The organism is Citrobacter sp. Cu233 (assembly GCF_030332225.1).
In the GTDB taxonomy this organism is placed as follows: domain Bacteria; phylum Pseudomonadota; class Gammaproteobacteria; order Enterobacterales; family Enterobacteriaceae; genus Citrobacter.
In genome coordinates this window covers 1-15,091 of the sequence record NZ_JAOWIF010000034.1, presented here as the reverse complement: position 1 = coordinate 15,091, position 15,091 = coordinate 1, and the positions used below count along the sequence as shown (strand labels likewise).

Here is a 15,091-nt window from a genome sequence, read left to right as displayed (position 1 = left end):
CAAGGCAGGTCGTGTAACGTATACTACGGCCTTATTAATTCATCATCTATGACAGAGGAACATGTATGGGTGGTATCAGTATTTGGCAGTTGTTGATCATTGCCGTCATCGTTGTACTGCTATTTGGCACCAAGAAACTCGGCTCCATCGGTTCCGACCTTGGCGCGTCTATTAAAGGCTTCAAGAAAGCGATGGGTGATGATGAACCTAAGCAGGATAAAACCAGCCAGGATGCTGATTTTACCGCTAAATCCATCACCGATAAGCAGGGTGAAGTGAAGAAAGAAGACGCCAAAAGCCAAGATAAAGAGCAGGTATAATCCGTGTTTGATATCGGTTTTAGCGAACTGTTATTGGTGTTCGTTATCGGCCTCATCGTACTGGGGCCACAACGATTGCCAGTGGCAGTAAAAACGGTCGCGGGCTGGGTCCGTGCGCTGCGCTCTCTTGCAACTACTGTGCAGAATGAACTGACCCAGGAGCTTAAGCTTCAGGAGTTTCAGGACAGCCTGAAGAAAGTGGAGAAAGCGAGCCTGACAAATCTAACGCCGGAGCTGAAAGCATCGATGGATGAGCTGCGCGAAGCGGCTGAGTCGATGAAGCGTTCTTACAGCGTGCACGATCCTGAGAAGGCGAGCGATGAAGCGCACACTATCCATAACCCTGTGGTGAAAGGAAGTGAAGCGCAGCACGAGGGGGCTACCCCTGCTACTGCTGAAGCACAGGCCAGTTCGCCGGAGCAAAAACCGGAATCCACGGGTGCTGACACGCCGGAGTTGAAGGACACTGTTTCCGTTACGTCGATGGACGCGGAAAAGAAACCTGCTGCACCGGCTGTCGAATCCTCACCCTCGTCGAGTGATAAACCGTAAACATGTCTGTAGAAGATACTCAACCGCTCATCACGCATCTTATTGAGCTGCGTAAGCGACTCCTGAACTGCATTATTGCGGTTATGGTAATCTTTCTGGCGTTGGTTTATTTTGCCAACGACATTTACCATATGGTTGCGGCACCGCTGATTAAGCAGATGCCTCAGGGGGCAACGATGATCGCCACCGATGTGGCTTCACCGTTCTTTACCCCGATAAAGCTAACCTTTATGGTGTCGCTGATCCTGTCGGCACCAGTGATCCTGTACCAGGTATGGGCATTTATTGCGCCTGCTTTGTATAAGCATGAACGCCGCCTTGTCGTGCCGCTGCTGGTCTCAAGTTCGCTGTTGTTCTATATCGGGATGGCATTCGCCTATTTTGTCGTCTTCCCGCTGGCATTTGGCTTCCTTGCCAACACAGCTCCGCAAGGCGTGCAGGTTTCGACAGACATTGCCAGTTATCTCAGCTTTGTCATGGCACTGTTTATGGCGTTTGGCGTCTCTTTTGAGGTACCTGTCGCCATTGTATTGCTGTGCTGGATGGGCATTACGACACCTGATGATTTACGTAAGAAACGTCCTTACGTAGTTGTCGGGGCATTTGTTGTGGGGATGTTACTGACTCCACCAGATGTCTTCTCGCAAACGCTGTTGGCTATACCGATGTACTGCCTGTTTGAAGTGGGTGTTTTCTTCTCTCGTTTTTATGTTGGCAAGCGACGTACGCGAGACGAAGATAACGAGGCTGAGAATGCGAAAGAAGCCGAAACCACCGAGAAAACCGAAGAGTAAATTCAGCCGCCCGTAAGGGCGGTTGTCATATGGGAGGAAGCATGTTTGATATTGGCGTTAATCTAACCAGTTCACAATTTGCGAAAGACAGGGATGAAGTTGTAGCGCGCGCTTTTGCTGCAGGTGTAAACGGCATGCTTCTGACCGGAACAAACCAGCATGAAAGCCAGCAGGCGCTAAAGTTAGCACAGCATTATCCACATTGCTGGTCCACAGCAGGCGTCCACCCGCATGACAGTAGCCAATGGCAATCCTCAACAGAGGCGGAAATTATTGCATTGGCGAATCAGTCCGAAGTGGTCGCCATTGGTGAATGCGGCCTGGATTTCAATCGTAACTACTCCACTCCGCAGGAACAGGAACGAGCGTTCGAGGCGCAATTGCGTATTGCCGCCGAATTGCAGATGCCAGTTTTCATGCATTGTCGGGATGCCCACGAACGTTTTCTGACGCTGCTGGAACCCTGGCTGGACAGCCTTCCTGGCGCAGTGCTGCACTGTTTCACTGGCTCGCGCCGGGAGATGCAGGACTGCGTGGACAGAGGGCTTTACATTGGGATTACCGGATGGATCTGCGATGAACGTCGGGGGATGGAACTGCGGGAGCTGTTGCCGTTTATCCCGGTGGAAAGGCTATTGATCGAAACCGATGCCCCTTATTTACTCCCCCGCGATTTAACACCGAAACCGGCTTCCCGACGTAATGAACCTGCACACCTGCCGCATATTCTTGAGCGTATTGCGCACTGGCGCGGGGAAGATCCTCAGTGGCTATCAACGGCGATTGATGCCAATGTCAGAACGTTATTCGAAGTGACCTTCTGAGTCTGTTTATATCTTTCGAAAGCCGGTGTTTTTCACGCTCTGCTTAATCTCTTTATTCAACAGGTTAAGCAGGAGCATGGAGCGCGCTTCGCCGTCGGGTTCGGTGAAAATCGCCTTTAACCCTTCAAATGCCCCTTCAGTGATAATTACGCTGTCGCCAGGATGCGGCGTTTCCGGGTCTACAATCCCCTCGGGCTTGTAGATAGAAAGCTGGTGAATAACGGGAGAGGGGACGGTGGCAGGTGTTGCCCCAAAGCGTACAAAATGGCTGACGCCACGCGTCGCATTGATGGTCGTGGTGTGGATCACTTCCGGATCGAATTCGACAAACATGTAATTAGGGAAAAGTGGCTCACTGACTGTGGTACGTTTACCACGCACCATTTTTTCCAGGGTGATCATTGGCGTCAGACAGTTGACTGCTTGTCTTTCCAGGTGTTCCTGGGCGCGCTGAAGTTGCCCGCGTTTGCAGTACAGTAAATACCAGGCTTGCATAATAACTCTTATCCGCTTGTTTTGAGCGCAAGCATAGCAAAAGTCATTATACACTTCATCTTTCAAGCCTCATCGGTGTGGGTTGCCAGAGTTCACGCTAATTTAACAAAAATACAGCATCACAATGATGAACGCCGTATAATGAGGCGCTTACAAAGAGGCCATAATGGACGCCATGAAATATCACGATTTACGCGACTTCCTGACGCAGCTTGAACAGCAGGGCGAGCTCAAACGCATTACTCTTGAGGTGGATCCCCACCTGGAGATCACTGAAATTGCCGATCGCACCTTGCGTGCCGGTGGGCCTGCGCTGTTGTTTGAGAACCCTAAAGGCTATTCGATGCCGGTACTGTGCAACCTGTTTGGCACGCCAAAACGTGTCGCCATGGGGATGGGGCAAGAGGATGTCTCGGCGCTAAGGGAAGTGGGTAAGCTGTTGGCGTTTTTGAAAGAGCCGGAGCCGCCGAAAGGATTCCGCGATCTGTTTGATAAACTGCCGCAGTTCAAGCAGGTGCTTAACATGCCAACCAAACGGCTACGCGGTGCGCCTTGTCAGCAAAAAATTTCTTCAGGCGATGACGTTGATTTAAACCGTATACCGGTAATGACCTGCTGGCCGGAAGATGCAGCGCCGCTAATTACATGGGGACTCACCGTCACGCGTGGTCCGCATAAAGAGCGACAGAATCTGGGCATTTATCGCCAACAGTTGATTGGCAAAAATAAGCTCATTATGCGTTGGCTTTCACATCGTGGTGGCGCGCTGGATTATCAGGAGTGGTGTGCTGCACACCCCGGTGAGCGTTTCCCCGTCTCCGTGGCGTTAGGGGCAGACCCGGCGACCATTCTGGGCGCTGTGACCCCTGTGCCTGATACATTATCAGAGTACGCCTTCGCCGGGCTGCTGCGTGGCACTAAGACTGAAGTTGTCAAATGTATCTCTAACGATCTCGAAGTACCCGCCAGCGCTGAAATTGTTCTGGAAGGCTATATCGAGCCGGGTGAACTGGCACCGGAAGGGCCGTATGGCGATCATACGGGTTATTACAATGAAGTGGATAGCTTCCCGGTTTTCACCGTCACACACATTACCCAGCGTGAAGATGCGATTTATCACTCCACCTATACCGGGCGTCCACCCGATGAACCTGCGGTGCTCGGCGTGGCGCTGAACGAAGTGTTCGTGCCGATTCTGCAAAAGCAGTTCCCGGAAATCGTCGACTTTTATCTGCCGCCGGAAGGCTGTTCTTATCGACTGGCCGTGGTGACGATGAAAAAACAGTACGCAGGCCATGCCAAACGCGTCATGATGGGTGTTTGGTCATTTTTGCGTCAGTTTATGTACACCAAATTTGTTATTGTCTGCGATGATGATGTTAACGCACGTGACTGGAACGATGTGATTTGGGCAATTACTACCCGTATGGACCCGGCCCGGGATACGGTACTGGTAGAGAATACGCCGATTGATTACCTGGACTTTGCCTCGCCGGTTTCCGGCCTTGGTTCAAAAATGGGGCTGGATGCCACAAATAAATGGCCGGGTGAAACCCAACGAGAGTGGGGGCGCCCGATTAAAAAAGATCCTGAAGTGACTGCGCGTATTGACGCAATTTGGGATGAATTAGCCATCTTTAATGACGGCAAAAGCGCCTGAGGCGCGATCGTTTTGCCTATTGATCCGACAGAGAGAGCGCATGACAACCTTAAGCTGTAAAGTGACCTCGGTAGAAGCTATCACTGACACCGTATATCGCGTACGTTTAGTGCCGGACGCGGCGTTTTCCTTTCGTGCTGGTCAGTATTTAATGGTCGTGATGGACGAACGTGATAAACGCCCGTTCTCCATGGCATCTACGCCGGATGAGCACGGATTCATTGAGCTGCATGTGGGGGCTTCTGAGCTAAATCTTTATGCCATGGCTGTTATGGACCGAATTCTGAAAGATCGGGAAATTAAGGTCGACATCCCGCACGGTGAAGCCTGGCTGCGTGATGATGAGAATCGTCCGCTGATCCTGATTGCTGGCGGCACAGGGTTCTCATACGTACGCTCGATTTTGCTGACAGCACTGGCGCGCAACCCAAACCGTGATATCACTATTTACTGGGGCGGACGAGAAGAGAAACATCTCTACGATCTCTCTGAACTGGAGGCACTGTCAGTTAATCATCCGAACCTGCGTGTTGAGCCTGTAGTGGAACAGCCTGAAACGGGCTGGCGTGGTCGTACGGGAACCGTATTAACGGCAGTGTTACAGGATTACGGCACTCTGGCGGAACATGATATTTATATCGCCGGGCGTTTCGAGATGGCTAAAATCGCGCGCGACCTGTTCTGCAATGAACGTCAGGCGCGTGAAGATCGTCTGTTTGGCGACGCGTTCGCGTTTATTTAAACGATGTGCGCCGGAACCCCACCGGCGCATTCATGAATTCCCCACCTTCCACATGACGGTTGCTGGCCCAGCATCTTTGCATATCTCCTGTTTTACAAAACCTCATCATTTTTAGTGAACAAAGTTATTTCCCTATTTTCCTGTAGATATAACAACATTTTGTGATACTCCATCATTTGTTTAGTAAACAAATTTGGCGCTCTATGCAGCATCATAATTGTGAGAGGCCAATGAGGGGAGAGGTCACCATGAGGCTCGGACTGGATATAGGCGGGACTAAAATCGAAGCGGTGGTAATTGATAAAACAGGTGAGATTATTTACCGCGAACGACGCGCTACACCCAAGCAAAGCTACGGCGATTTTTTCCATGCCGTGACGGATATGATTGCTAAGGCTATGCAGACCGTTAACCAACCTTTATCGGTCGGTATTGGGGGCCCTGGAGCAGTAGATAGCAGGGGATTAATTAAAAATTCCAACATTCTGGTGCTAAATCAGCAGGCTTTTACCCGTGACCTTGAACAAGCATTAGGGATGCCTGTGCCCGTCACTAACGATGCTAACTGCTTTACACTGTCAGAGGCTATGGACGGCAGTGGATGCGGACACTGTGTGGTATTTGGCGTAATTCTCGGTACTGGCTGCGGAGGCGGGTTGTGTGTTGATAACCGTTTGATCTCCGGCCCTAATACCTGCGCAGGGGAGTGGGGGCATAATGCATTGCCACGTTACCATGAGTCCCGGGATGGTGAGGGGGTTACCTGCTATTGCGGACAACAGAACTGTATTGAAAGTTTTATCTCTGGCACTGGTCTGGAACGCCAGTACATGAATCACACGAATTATCGGGCCAGCTGATGCGGTAAGTGAGCAGGTCATGTTGCATCAGCCTGATGCGTTGATCTGCGCCGGATTTTTTTAGCCAGAGCTGCTTGGGCTGCTGCAACAAATGAAATTGCCGCTGGTGCTTGTAGATCTGTGGGCTCCAGGTTTGCCATGCGTCAATCCGGACAATACCCAGGGCGGCTATCTGGCGACAAAACATTTGATCGAACAGGGGTGTAGCCGTATCGCTTATCTTGCCAGTACTCTCTCACACTACAGTATTCGTCAGCGTGAAAAGGGTTATCGCCAGGCACTGTATGAAGCCCGTCTGCTGATGCCTCCGGAGTACGAAGCCATCGCACCGCCGCTGCTCGATACTGAACAATCGTTGGTCGAGGCGGTTAATGAACTGCTCAGACTGCCGGAACCGCCCGATGCTATTTTTGCTTATAACGATGCGGCGGCGATGGTTGTTCAGCGGGTGTGTGCGCAGCAGGGGATTCGTATTCCAGAAGATCTTGCGCTGGTAGGATTTGATGATATTGATGCTGCGGCCTGGTCACATCCGCCGCTGACTACAATTGCGGTTGATAAGCAGCAACTGGGGCGCGAAGCACTGCGTTTACTGCTGGAAGGCAAGCCGGAAGAGAATCTGTTGCTGCCGGTACAATTGGTGGTACGTAGCAGTTCAGGGAAATAAAAAACCCGCCCCTGACAGGCGGGAAGAACGGCAACTAAACCTTTCCCCGTCATAATTCACACTGCCTCTTTGTTGGCTGCCTTTGCTCACCCCGGTCACATAGTTATCTATGCTCCCGGGGATTCGCTCAGTTACCGCCGCGATGCAGCACGAATTATTTAGGGGAATTTATCTTTGATTACACTCGCTCAAATACTGTGGCGATGCCCTGACCTAACCCGATACACATCGTCGCCAGACCGAACTGCACGTCTTTGCGTTCCATCAGGTTGATCAGAGTGGTACTGATACGCGCACCAGAGCATCCCAGTGGGTGACCCAGTGCGATCGCCCCGCCATTGAGGTTGATCTTCTCGTCGATCTGTTCCATCAGCCCCAGATCTTTAATGCACGGCAGGATCTGGGCGGCAAAGGCTTCGTTCATCTCAAACAAGCCGATGTCGCTGGTGGAGAGTCCCGCTTTTTTCAGCGCCAGCTTTGAGGCAGGAACCGGACCATAACCCATGATTGAGGGGTCACAGCCGACTACGGCCATCGAGCGAATACGTGCACGCGGCGTCAGACCCAGTTCACGAGCACGGCTCTCACTCATTACCAGCATCGCGGCAGCACCATCGGAGAGCGCGGAAGAGGTACCCGCGGTGACGGTACCGCTGACCGGATCGAATGCCGGGCGTAGGGTGGACAGCGCGTCGACAGTGGTTTCCGGACGGATAACCTCATCATAGTTAAACTGTTTCAACACGCCGTCGGCATCATGACCGCCAGTCGGGATGATCTCGTTTTTAAAGGCACCGGACTGAGTAGCGGCCCAGGCGCGAGCATGTGAGCGTGCGGCGAAGGCATCCTGCATTTCACGGCTAATACCGTGCATACGAGAGAGCATTTCTGCCGTCAGCCCCATCATTCCCGCGGCTTTCGCTACGTTACGGCTCATACCTGGGTGGAAATCAACGCCGTGGCTCATCGGCACATGGCCCATATGTTCCACGCCGCCCACCAGGCACGCCTGCGCATCGCCAGTCATAATCATGCGTGCTGCATCGTGTAGCGCCTGCATCGACGAACCACACAGACGGTTGACCGTAACCGCAGGAACGGAGTGTGGGACTTCTGCCAGCAGTGCGGCGTTACGGGCGATATTGAAACCCTGCTCCAGCGTCTGCTGCACACAACCCCAGTAAATATCATCGAGTGCGGTGGGTTCCAGCGCGGGATTACGCGCCAGCAGACTACGCATCAAGTGTGCGGAGAGATCTTCTGCCCGCACGTTGCGAAACGCGCCCCCTTTCGAACGGCCCATCGGGGTACGGATCGCATCAACAATTACAACCTGTTCCATTGTGACTCCTTAAGCCGTTTTCAGGTCGCCAACCGGGCGGGCAGGCTCAACCGGGGGATAATACGGTTCGTTATGGCGTGCTTTATCACACAGACCGGCTGGTACTTCATACAGCGGACCCAGGTGCTGATACTGCTGCGCCATATCGAGATACTTCGCACTGCCAAGTGTATCCAGCCAGCGGAACGCACCGCCGTGGAACGGAGGGAAGCCCAGGCCATAAACCAGTGCCATATCGGCTTCTGCCGGGCTGGCAATGATGCCTTCCTCCAGGCAACGCACCACTTCGTTGACCATTGGGATCATCATACGAGCGATAATCTCTTCGTCGCTGAAGTCGCGTTTCGGCTGGCTGACGTCTGCCAGTAAGCCATCAACGGCGGCGTCTTCTTCTTTCTTCGGCTTGCCCTTGTTGTCTTCTTTATAACGCCAGAATCCGAGACCGTTTTTCTGTCCGAAACGGCTGGCATCAAACAGCGCATCAATCGCGTCGCGATAATCTTTCTGCATACGCTGCGGGAAGCCCGCGGACATCACAGCCTGAGCGTGATGTGCGGTATCAATACCCACCACGTCCAGCAGATAAGCCGGACCCATTGGCCAGCCAAACTGTTTCTCCATCACTTTGTCAACTTTGCGGAAATCCGCACCATCGCGCAGTAACTGGCTGAAACCTGCAAAGTAAGGGAACAGCACGCGGTTAACGAAGAAACCAGGGCAGTCGTTGACCACAATCGGCGTTTTGCCCATTTTGCTGGCCCAGGCGACAACCCTGGCGATGGTTTCATCCGAGCTTTTCTCTCCGCGAATGATTTCAACCAGCGGCATACGGTGTACCGGGTTAAAGAAGTGCATACCGCAGAAGTTTTCCGGGCGTTTGAGAACGCTGGCCAGCTCGTTAATTGGGATCGTGGACGTATTCGACGCCAGTACAGTATCCGGGCGTACCTTATCTTCGGTTTCTGCCAGCACTGCTTTTTTCACTTTTGGGTTTTCGACTACGGCTTCAACGACCACATCTACACGCTCGAAACCGCTATAGTCGAGAGTTGGCTGAATGGTTGAAATAACACCAGCCATTTTCAGACCGTCTATCTTGCCGCGCTCCAGCTGCTTGTTAAGCAGCTTGGCCGCTTCGGTCATACCCAGCGTCAGTGATTTGTCATTGATGTCTTTTATCACTACCGGTACGCCTTTCCAGGCAGACTGGTAAGCAATGCCGCCGCCCATAATGCCAGCGCCCAGTACCGCTGCTTGCTGAGGTGCCTCAACATTCCTGGTGAGTTTTTTCGCTTTGGCTTTGACAAACTGATCGTTGAGGAAGATACCAACCAACGCGCGAGCTTCACTGGTGTGCGCCAGTGGAACAAAGCTCTTATTTTCCAGATTCAGCGCTTCTTCACGACCGAATCGCGCTGCTGCTTCAATGGTTTTCACTGCGGTAATCGGTGCGGGATAATGTTTACCGGCCGTCTGCGCCACCATGCCTTTGGCGATGGTAAAGCTCATGGCTGCTTCAATTTTGCTGAGTTTCAGTGGTTCCAGTTTCGGCTGGCGTTTAGCTTTCCAGTCGAGGTCGCCGTTGATTGCCTGACGTAATACAGCGATCGCGCCATCAAGCAGTTTGTCTTGTTTCACCACGCCATCAACCAGGCCAATTTTCAGCGCGTGCTCAGCGCCAACATCTTTACCTGCAGCAATGATTTCCAGCGCGCTATCAGCACCCAGCATACGAGGCATACGCACGGAACCGCCAAAGCCCGGCATAATGCCCAGTTTGGTTTCCGGCAGACCAATGCGCAGGTCTGGTGTTGCCAGACGATAATCAGTTGCCAGCACGCACTCGCAGCCGCCGCCCAGCGCGTAACCGTTTACCGCAGAGAGAGTCGGAACAGGCAGATCTTCCAGGCGATTAAAGACGCTATTGGCAAAGTGCAGCCACTGGCTCAACTGCTCTTCGGGAACGAGGAACAGTGAAAGAAATTCGGTGATATCGGCACCGACAATAAAAGCCGCTTTATTAGAGCGCAGGAGCAGCCCTTTTAAATTTGGTTGTTTTTCCAGCACATCAAGCGCATGGCCCAGGCTGGCAACGGTGGCCGTGTCGAGTTTATTGACCGAGCCAGGGGCATCGAACACCAGTTCGGCGATGCCATCTTCCAGCCAGTCAAGGTACAGGGTGTCGCCTTTGTAAAGCATGTCAGTCTCCTGAATCCGCAAGGTGATCTGGTCATACCAGATGAATCGAAGTGTGTGTTTTATGTTAAAGAAATGCAAATAAATGATTAAAGAAATGACGATTCGATCACGCTCGGCAGAAATCACGCAGTCATAAAGCGATGTGCTAAGATGCGGAGACTTGAGGTCAAAAAAACAGAAGGGTAGAAAATGGAATCACTGGCCGCACTCTATAAAAATCATATTGTTACCTTACAAGAACGTACCCGTGATGCACTGGCGCGCTTCAAGTTGGATGCGTTACTTATTCATTCTGGTGAGCTTGTTAACGTTTTTCTCGACGACCATCCGTATCCGTTTAAGGTCAACCCGCAGTTTAAAGCCTGGGTTCCCGTCACGCAGGTTCCCAACTGCTGGTTGCTGGTGGATGGCGTGAATAAGCCAAAACTGTGGTTCTATTTGCCGGTTGATTACTGGCACAACGTAGAGCCGCTGCCGACGTCCTTCTGGACGGAAGAGGTCGAGATCATTGCGCTGCCTAAAGCGGATGGTATTGGTAGCCAACTGCCTGCTGCACGCGGCAATATCGGTTATATCGGTCCGGTTCCGGAACGTGCGCTGCAACTGGACATCGCGGCCAGCAACATCAACCCGAAAGGGGTGATCGACTACCTGCACTATTACCGCGCCTATAAAACTGATTACGAACTGGCCTGTATGCGTGAAGCGCAGAAAATGGCGGTGAGTGGGCACCGTGCCGCGGAAGAAGCGTTCCGTTCCGGGATGAGCGAGTTTGATATCAACCTGGCTTACCTGACTGCCACCGGTCATCGCGACACCGACGTGCCGTACAGCAACATCGTTGCGCTTAACGAACATGCTTCGGTTCTGCATTACACCAAGCTGGATCACCAGGCTCCGTCTGAAATCCGTAGCTTCCTGCTGGATGCGGGGGCGGAATATAACGGTTATGCGGCAGACCTGACGCGTACCTGGTCGGCGAAAAGCGACAACGACTACGCGCAGCTGGTGAAAGACGTGAACGACGAAGAGCTGGCGCTCATCGCGACGATGAAAGCGGGTGTCAGCTATGTGGACTATCACATTCAGTTCCATCAGCGTATTGCGAAGCTGCTGCGTAAACATCAAATCATCACCGACATGAGTGAAGAGGCGATGGTGGAAAATGATCTCACCGGACCGTTTATGCCGCACGGTATCGGTCACCTGCTGGGTCTACAGGTACATGATGTTGCAGGTTTCATGCAGGATGACACGGGCACACACCTTGCCGCGCCGTCGAAGTACCCTTACCTGCGTTGCACCCGTGTGCTGCAGCCAGGCATGGTTCTGACCATCGAGCCGGGTATCTACTTCATTGAATCGCTGCTCGCCCCGTGGCGTGAAGGGAAATTCAGCAAGCACTTCAACTGGCAGAAAATTGAAGCACTGAAGCCGTTCGGCGGGATTCGTATTGAAGACAACGTGGTTGTCCACGAGAACAATATTGAAAACATGACGCGGGATTTGAAACTGGCGTAATGGACAGTTGGTTAATCCCTGCGGCGCCGGTTAGCGTCGTTGAAGAAATCAAAAAAAGCCGCTTCATTACGTTGCTCGCTCATACGGACGGTGTAGAAGCGGCGAAAGCGTTTGTTGAGTCAGTCAGAGCGGAACACCCGGATGCCCGTCATCATTGTGTAGCGTGGGTGGCGGGTGCGCCGAATGACTCGCAGCAACTGGGGTTTTCAGACGATGGTGAACCGGCGGGTACGGCAGGCAAGCCGATGCTCGCACAACTGATGGGGAGCGGCGTCGGCGAGATTACCGCGGTGGTAGTGCGTTACTACGGTGGTATTCTTCTCGGTACTGGTGGGCTGGTAAAAGCCTACGGTGGTGGTGTAAATCAGGCGCTGCGCCAGTTGACGACACAGCGCAAGACGCCATTAACCGAATATACTTTGCAGTGTGAGTACGGCCAACTGGCAGGTATTGAAGCACTGTTGGGGCAGTTAGACGGTAAAATCGTTTCCAGTGATTACCAGGCATTCGTTCTGCTTCGGGTCGCGCTTCCTTATGCGAAAGTGGATGAATTTTCAGCAAAGCTGGCGGATTTTAGTCGTGGTTCATTGCAATTGTTAGCGATTGAAGAATAATCCCCACCTCATTTTAAAGAACTAAGGAAGCGGCAGAGATGCATTTTCGCGCCATCACCCGAATCGTTGGACTACTGGTCATCTTATTTTCGGGGACGATGATCATCCCCGGGCTGGTAGCACTTATCTACCGTGATGGTGCGGGTCGTGCATTTACGCAAACTTTCTTTGTTGCCCTGGCGATCGGCTCCATGTTGTGGTGGCCGAACCGTAAGGAGAAGGGCGAGCTGAAATCCCGGGAAGGGTTTCTGATAGTAGTCTTATTCTGGACTGTGCTGGGTAGCGTGGGTGCGCTACCGTTCATTTTCGCAGAAAGCCCGAACCTCACGATCACCGATGCTTTTTTTGAATCCTTCTCCGGGTTAACAACCACGGGGGCGACTACATTGGTGGGGTTGGATTCACTGCCGCATGCCATTCTCTTTTATCGTCAGATGTTGCAATGGTTTGGTGGTATGGGGATCATCGTCCTGGCGGTGGCTATCCTGCCTATCCTTGGCGTGGGGGGGATGCAGCTCTATCGTGCAGAAATGCCGGGGCCGCTGAAAGATAACAAAATGCGCCCACGTATTGCCGAAACGGCGAAAACCTTGTGGCTCATCTATGTGCTATTGACGGTTGCGTGTGCGCTGGCGCTGTGGTTTGCCGGCATGCCTGCCTTTGACGCTATTGGCCATAGCTTCGCCACCATTGCTATCGGCGGCTTTTCAACACATGACGCCAGTGTGGGTTATTTCGACAGCCCTACCATCAACACCATTATCGCTATCTTCTTGCTGATCTCCGGTTGTAACTACGGTTTGCACTTCTCTTTACTAAGTGGGCGCAGCCTGAAGGTTTATTGGCGCGACCCTGAATTCCGCATGTTTATCGGGGTACAGTTAACGCTGGTGGCCGTTTGTACGCTGGTGCTGTGGATACACAATACATACGGTTCGGCGCTTACGACAATCAACCAGGCATTTTTCCAGGTTGTATCGATGGCGACCACTGCCGGATTTACTACAGACAGTATTGCTCGCTGGCCGTTGTTCCTGCCGGTGTTGCTACTGTGTTCTGCGTTTATTGGTGGCTGTGCCGGGTCAACGGGCGGTGGTTTGAAGGTGATTCGTATCCTGTTACTGTTTAAACAGGGTAACCGCGAACTGAAACGACTGGTTCACCCCAATGCGGTCTATAGCATTAAGTTGGGTAACCGTGCGTTGCCGGAACGAATCCTTGAAGCGGTATGGGGCTTCTTTTCTGCCTATGCGCTGGTCTTTATTATCAGTATGCTGGCAATTATTGCGACTGGTGTGGATGACTTCTCTGCGTTTGCCTCCGTAGTGGCGACGTTGAATAACCTCGGGCCTGGGCTGGGGGTGGTTGCCGACAATTTTGCCAGCATGAACCCGGTGGCGAAATGGATCCTGATTGCCAACATGCTGTTTGGTCGTCTGGAAGTCTTTACTCTGCTGGTGCTCTTTACCCCTACTTTCTGGCGTGAATAATGGAGTAACACGTGAAAACACTGATTCTTTTTTCTTCCCGGGACGGACAAACGCGCGAAATCGCTGAGTATCTGGCTTCTGAACTTAAAGAGCTGGGTGTCTGGGCAGATGTCATGAATTTGCATCGTACCGAAGAGCCTGAGTGGAAAAATTATGACAGCGTGGTGATTGGCGCATCAATTCGCTATGGCCATTACCATTCTGCATTTCAGGAATTTGTGAAAAGGCATGCCACGCAGCTGAATACGATGCCGAGTGCGTTTTACTCTGTTAACCTGGTTGCCCGTAAACCGGAAAAACGCACACCGCAAACCAATAGCTATGCGCGTAAGTTTCTGATGAGTTCTCCGTGGCGTCCAGATCGCAGTGCGGTGATCGCAGGTGCTTTGCTTTATCCTCGTTATCGTTGGTATGACCGTGTCATGATCCAACTGATTATGAAGATGTCAGGCGGTGAAACTGATACGAAGAAAGAAGTGATCTATACCGACTGGGAACAGGTAGCGGGTTTTGCGCGGGAAATAGCCCAATTAACCAACAAAACGTTGCCAAAATAAACGGAAAGAATAAAAAATACGCACTTAGTAAATAATTTCAAATTTCCCCTTGTCAGCCTGAAATAACTCCCTATAATGCGCCTCCACTGACACGGAACAACGGATTACACGCCGCCGGGTCAGCGGGGTTCCACTGAGAACCTCACGAAGAAAAGCGAAATTAAATGCTTGACTTCATAGCGGGATGGCGTAATATGCACACCCCGCGCCGCTGAGAAAAAGCGAAGCGGCACTGCTCTTTAACAATTTATCAGACAATCTGTGTGGGCACTCGAAGATACGGATTCTTAACGTCGCAAGACGAAAAATGAATGCCAAGTCTCAACGAGTGAACACGTAATTCATTACGAAGTTTAATTCATTGAGCATCAAACTTTAAATTGAAGAGTTTGATCATGGCTCAGATTGAACGCTGGCGGCAGGCCTAACACATGCAAGTCGAACGGTAGCACAG

At 52.0% G+C, this 15,091-nt stretch carries 13 protein-coding genes, 1 rRNA gene and 2 pseudogenes; 13 read left to right on the top strand and 3 right to left on the bottom strand.

The window, feature by feature from the left end:
* Positions 1–65 precede the first annotated feature (65 nt).
* Genes tatA through tatD form a run of 4 tightly spaced genes read left to right on the top strand, consistent with a single transcriptional unit; the run spans position 66 to position 2,490 of the window.
* The gene (gene tatA / locus OGX95_RS13220) at positions 66–320 is read left to right on the top strand and encodes a Sec-independent protein translocase subunit TatA (RefSeq protein ID WP_003017888.1); all 255 of its coding nucleotides are present in this window, start codon (positions 66–68) and stop codon (positions 318–320) included.
* Between the two features lie 3 nt (positions 321–323).
* Positions 324–872 carry a Sec-independent protein translocase protein TatB gene (tatB, locus tag OGX95_RS13215; RefSeq protein WP_286629752.1) on the top strand — a complete coding sequence of 183 codons (549 nt, stop codon included), beginning with the start codon at positions 324–326 and terminating at the stop codon, positions 870–872.
* 2 nt (positions 873–874) lie between these two features.
* On the top strand, positions 875–1,666 hold the full coding sequence (gene tatC / locus OGX95_RS13210) for a Sec-independent protein translocase subunit TatC (protein WP_286629751.1): 792 nt from the start codon (positions 875–877) through the stop codon (positions 1,664–1,666).
* A gap of 41 nt (positions 1,667–1,707) precedes the next feature.
* Entirely contained in the window at positions 1,708–2,490 is a 783-nt protein-coding gene (tatD, locus tag OGX95_RS13205) for a 3'-5' ssDNA/RNA exonuclease TatD (protein ID WP_286629750.1), read from the top strand.
* 6 nt (positions 2,491–2,496) lie between these two features.
* Here tatD and rfaH read toward each other — a convergent pair whose 3' ends face one another.
* Complete coding sequence (gene rfaH, locus OGX95_RS13200) at positions 2,497–2,985, bottom strand: transcription/translation regulatory transformer protein RfaH (protein ID WP_286629749.1); 489 nt, start codon at positions 2,983–2,985, stop codon at positions 2,497–2,499.
* 166 nt (positions 2,986–3,151) lie between these two features.
* On the opposite strand from rfaH, the gene ubiD reads away from it, so the two are divergent.
* The 4 genes and pseudogenes from ubiD to OGX95_RS13180 all read left to right on the top strand — a co-directional run.
* Entirely contained in the window at positions 3,152–4,645 is a 1,494-nt protein-coding gene (gene ubiD, locus OGX95_RS13195; RefSeq protein ID WP_286629748.1) for a 4-hydroxy-3-polyprenylbenzoate decarboxylase, read from the top strand.
* Positions 4,646–4,685: 40 nt separating this feature from the next.
* On the top strand, positions 4,686–5,387 hold the full coding sequence (gene fre / locus OGX95_RS13190) for an NAD(P)H-flavin reductase (RefSeq protein ID WP_137383145.1): 702 nt from the start codon (positions 4,686–4,688) through the stop codon (positions 5,385–5,387).
* Positions 5,388–5,635: 248 nt separating this feature from the next.
* A pseudogene (locus tag OGX95_RS13185) lies at positions 5,636–6,241 on the top strand (ROK family protein); the annotation flags it as partial.
* Positions 6,234–6,914: pseudogene (locus OGX95_RS13180) on the top strand (LacI family DNA-binding transcriptional regulator); the annotation flags it as partial. The pseudogenes OGX95_RS13185 and OGX95_RS13180, both read left to right, overlap by 8 nt.
* A 178-nt stretch (positions 6,915–7,092) precedes the next feature.
* On the opposite strand, the gene fadA reads toward OGX95_RS13180, so the two are convergent.
* Positions 7,093–8,256 carry an acetyl-CoA C-acyltransferase FadA gene (fadA, locus tag OGX95_RS13175; protein WP_286629745.1) on the bottom strand — a complete coding sequence of 388 codons (1,164 nt, stop codon included), beginning with the start codon at positions 8,254–8,256 and terminating at the stop codon, positions 7,093–7,095.
* A 9-nt stretch (positions 8,257–8,265) separates the two neighbouring features.
* On the bottom strand, positions 8,266–10,455 hold the full coding sequence (gene fadB / locus OGX95_RS13170; protein ID WP_286629744.1) for a fatty acid oxidation complex subunit alpha FadB: 2,190 nt from the start codon (positions 10,453–10,455) through the stop codon (positions 8,266–8,268).
* Positions 10,456–10,644: 189 nt separating this feature from the next.
* On the opposite strand from fadB, the gene pepQ reads away from it, so the two are divergent.
* From pepQ to OGX95_RS13145, 5 genes are all read left to right on the top strand, one after another.
* The gene (pepQ, locus tag OGX95_RS13165; RefSeq protein WP_286629743.1) at positions 10,645–11,976 is read left to right on the top strand and encodes a Xaa-Pro dipeptidase; all 1,332 of its coding nucleotides are present in this window, start codon (positions 10,645–10,647) and stop codon (positions 11,974–11,976) included.
* On the top strand, positions 11,976–12,590 hold the full coding sequence (locus OGX95_RS13160; protein WP_286629742.1) for an IMPACT family protein: 615 nt from the start codon (positions 11,976–11,978) through the stop codon (positions 12,588–12,590). The genes pepQ and OGX95_RS13160 overlap by 1 nt, the downstream gene beginning before the upstream one ends.
* 38 nt (positions 12,591–12,628) lie before the next feature.
* Positions 12,629–14,080, top strand: coding sequence for a Trk system potassium transporter TrkH (gene trkH, locus OGX95_RS13155; RefSeq protein ID WP_003017848.1), 1,452 nt, complete (start codon positions 12,629–12,631; stop codon positions 14,078–14,080).
* 11 nt (positions 14,081–14,091) lie between these two features.
* Positions 14,092–14,637: a menaquinone-dependent protoporphyrinogen IX dehydrogenase gene (gene hemG / locus OGX95_RS13150; RefSeq protein ID WP_286629741.1), complete on the top strand. Its 546-nt coding sequence runs from the start codon at positions 14,092–14,094 to the stop codon at positions 14,635–14,637.
* 377 nt (positions 14,638–15,014) lie between these two features.
* Positions 15,015–15,091: ribosomal RNA gene (locus OGX95_RS13145) — 16S ribosomal RNA — on the top strand; the annotation flags it as partial.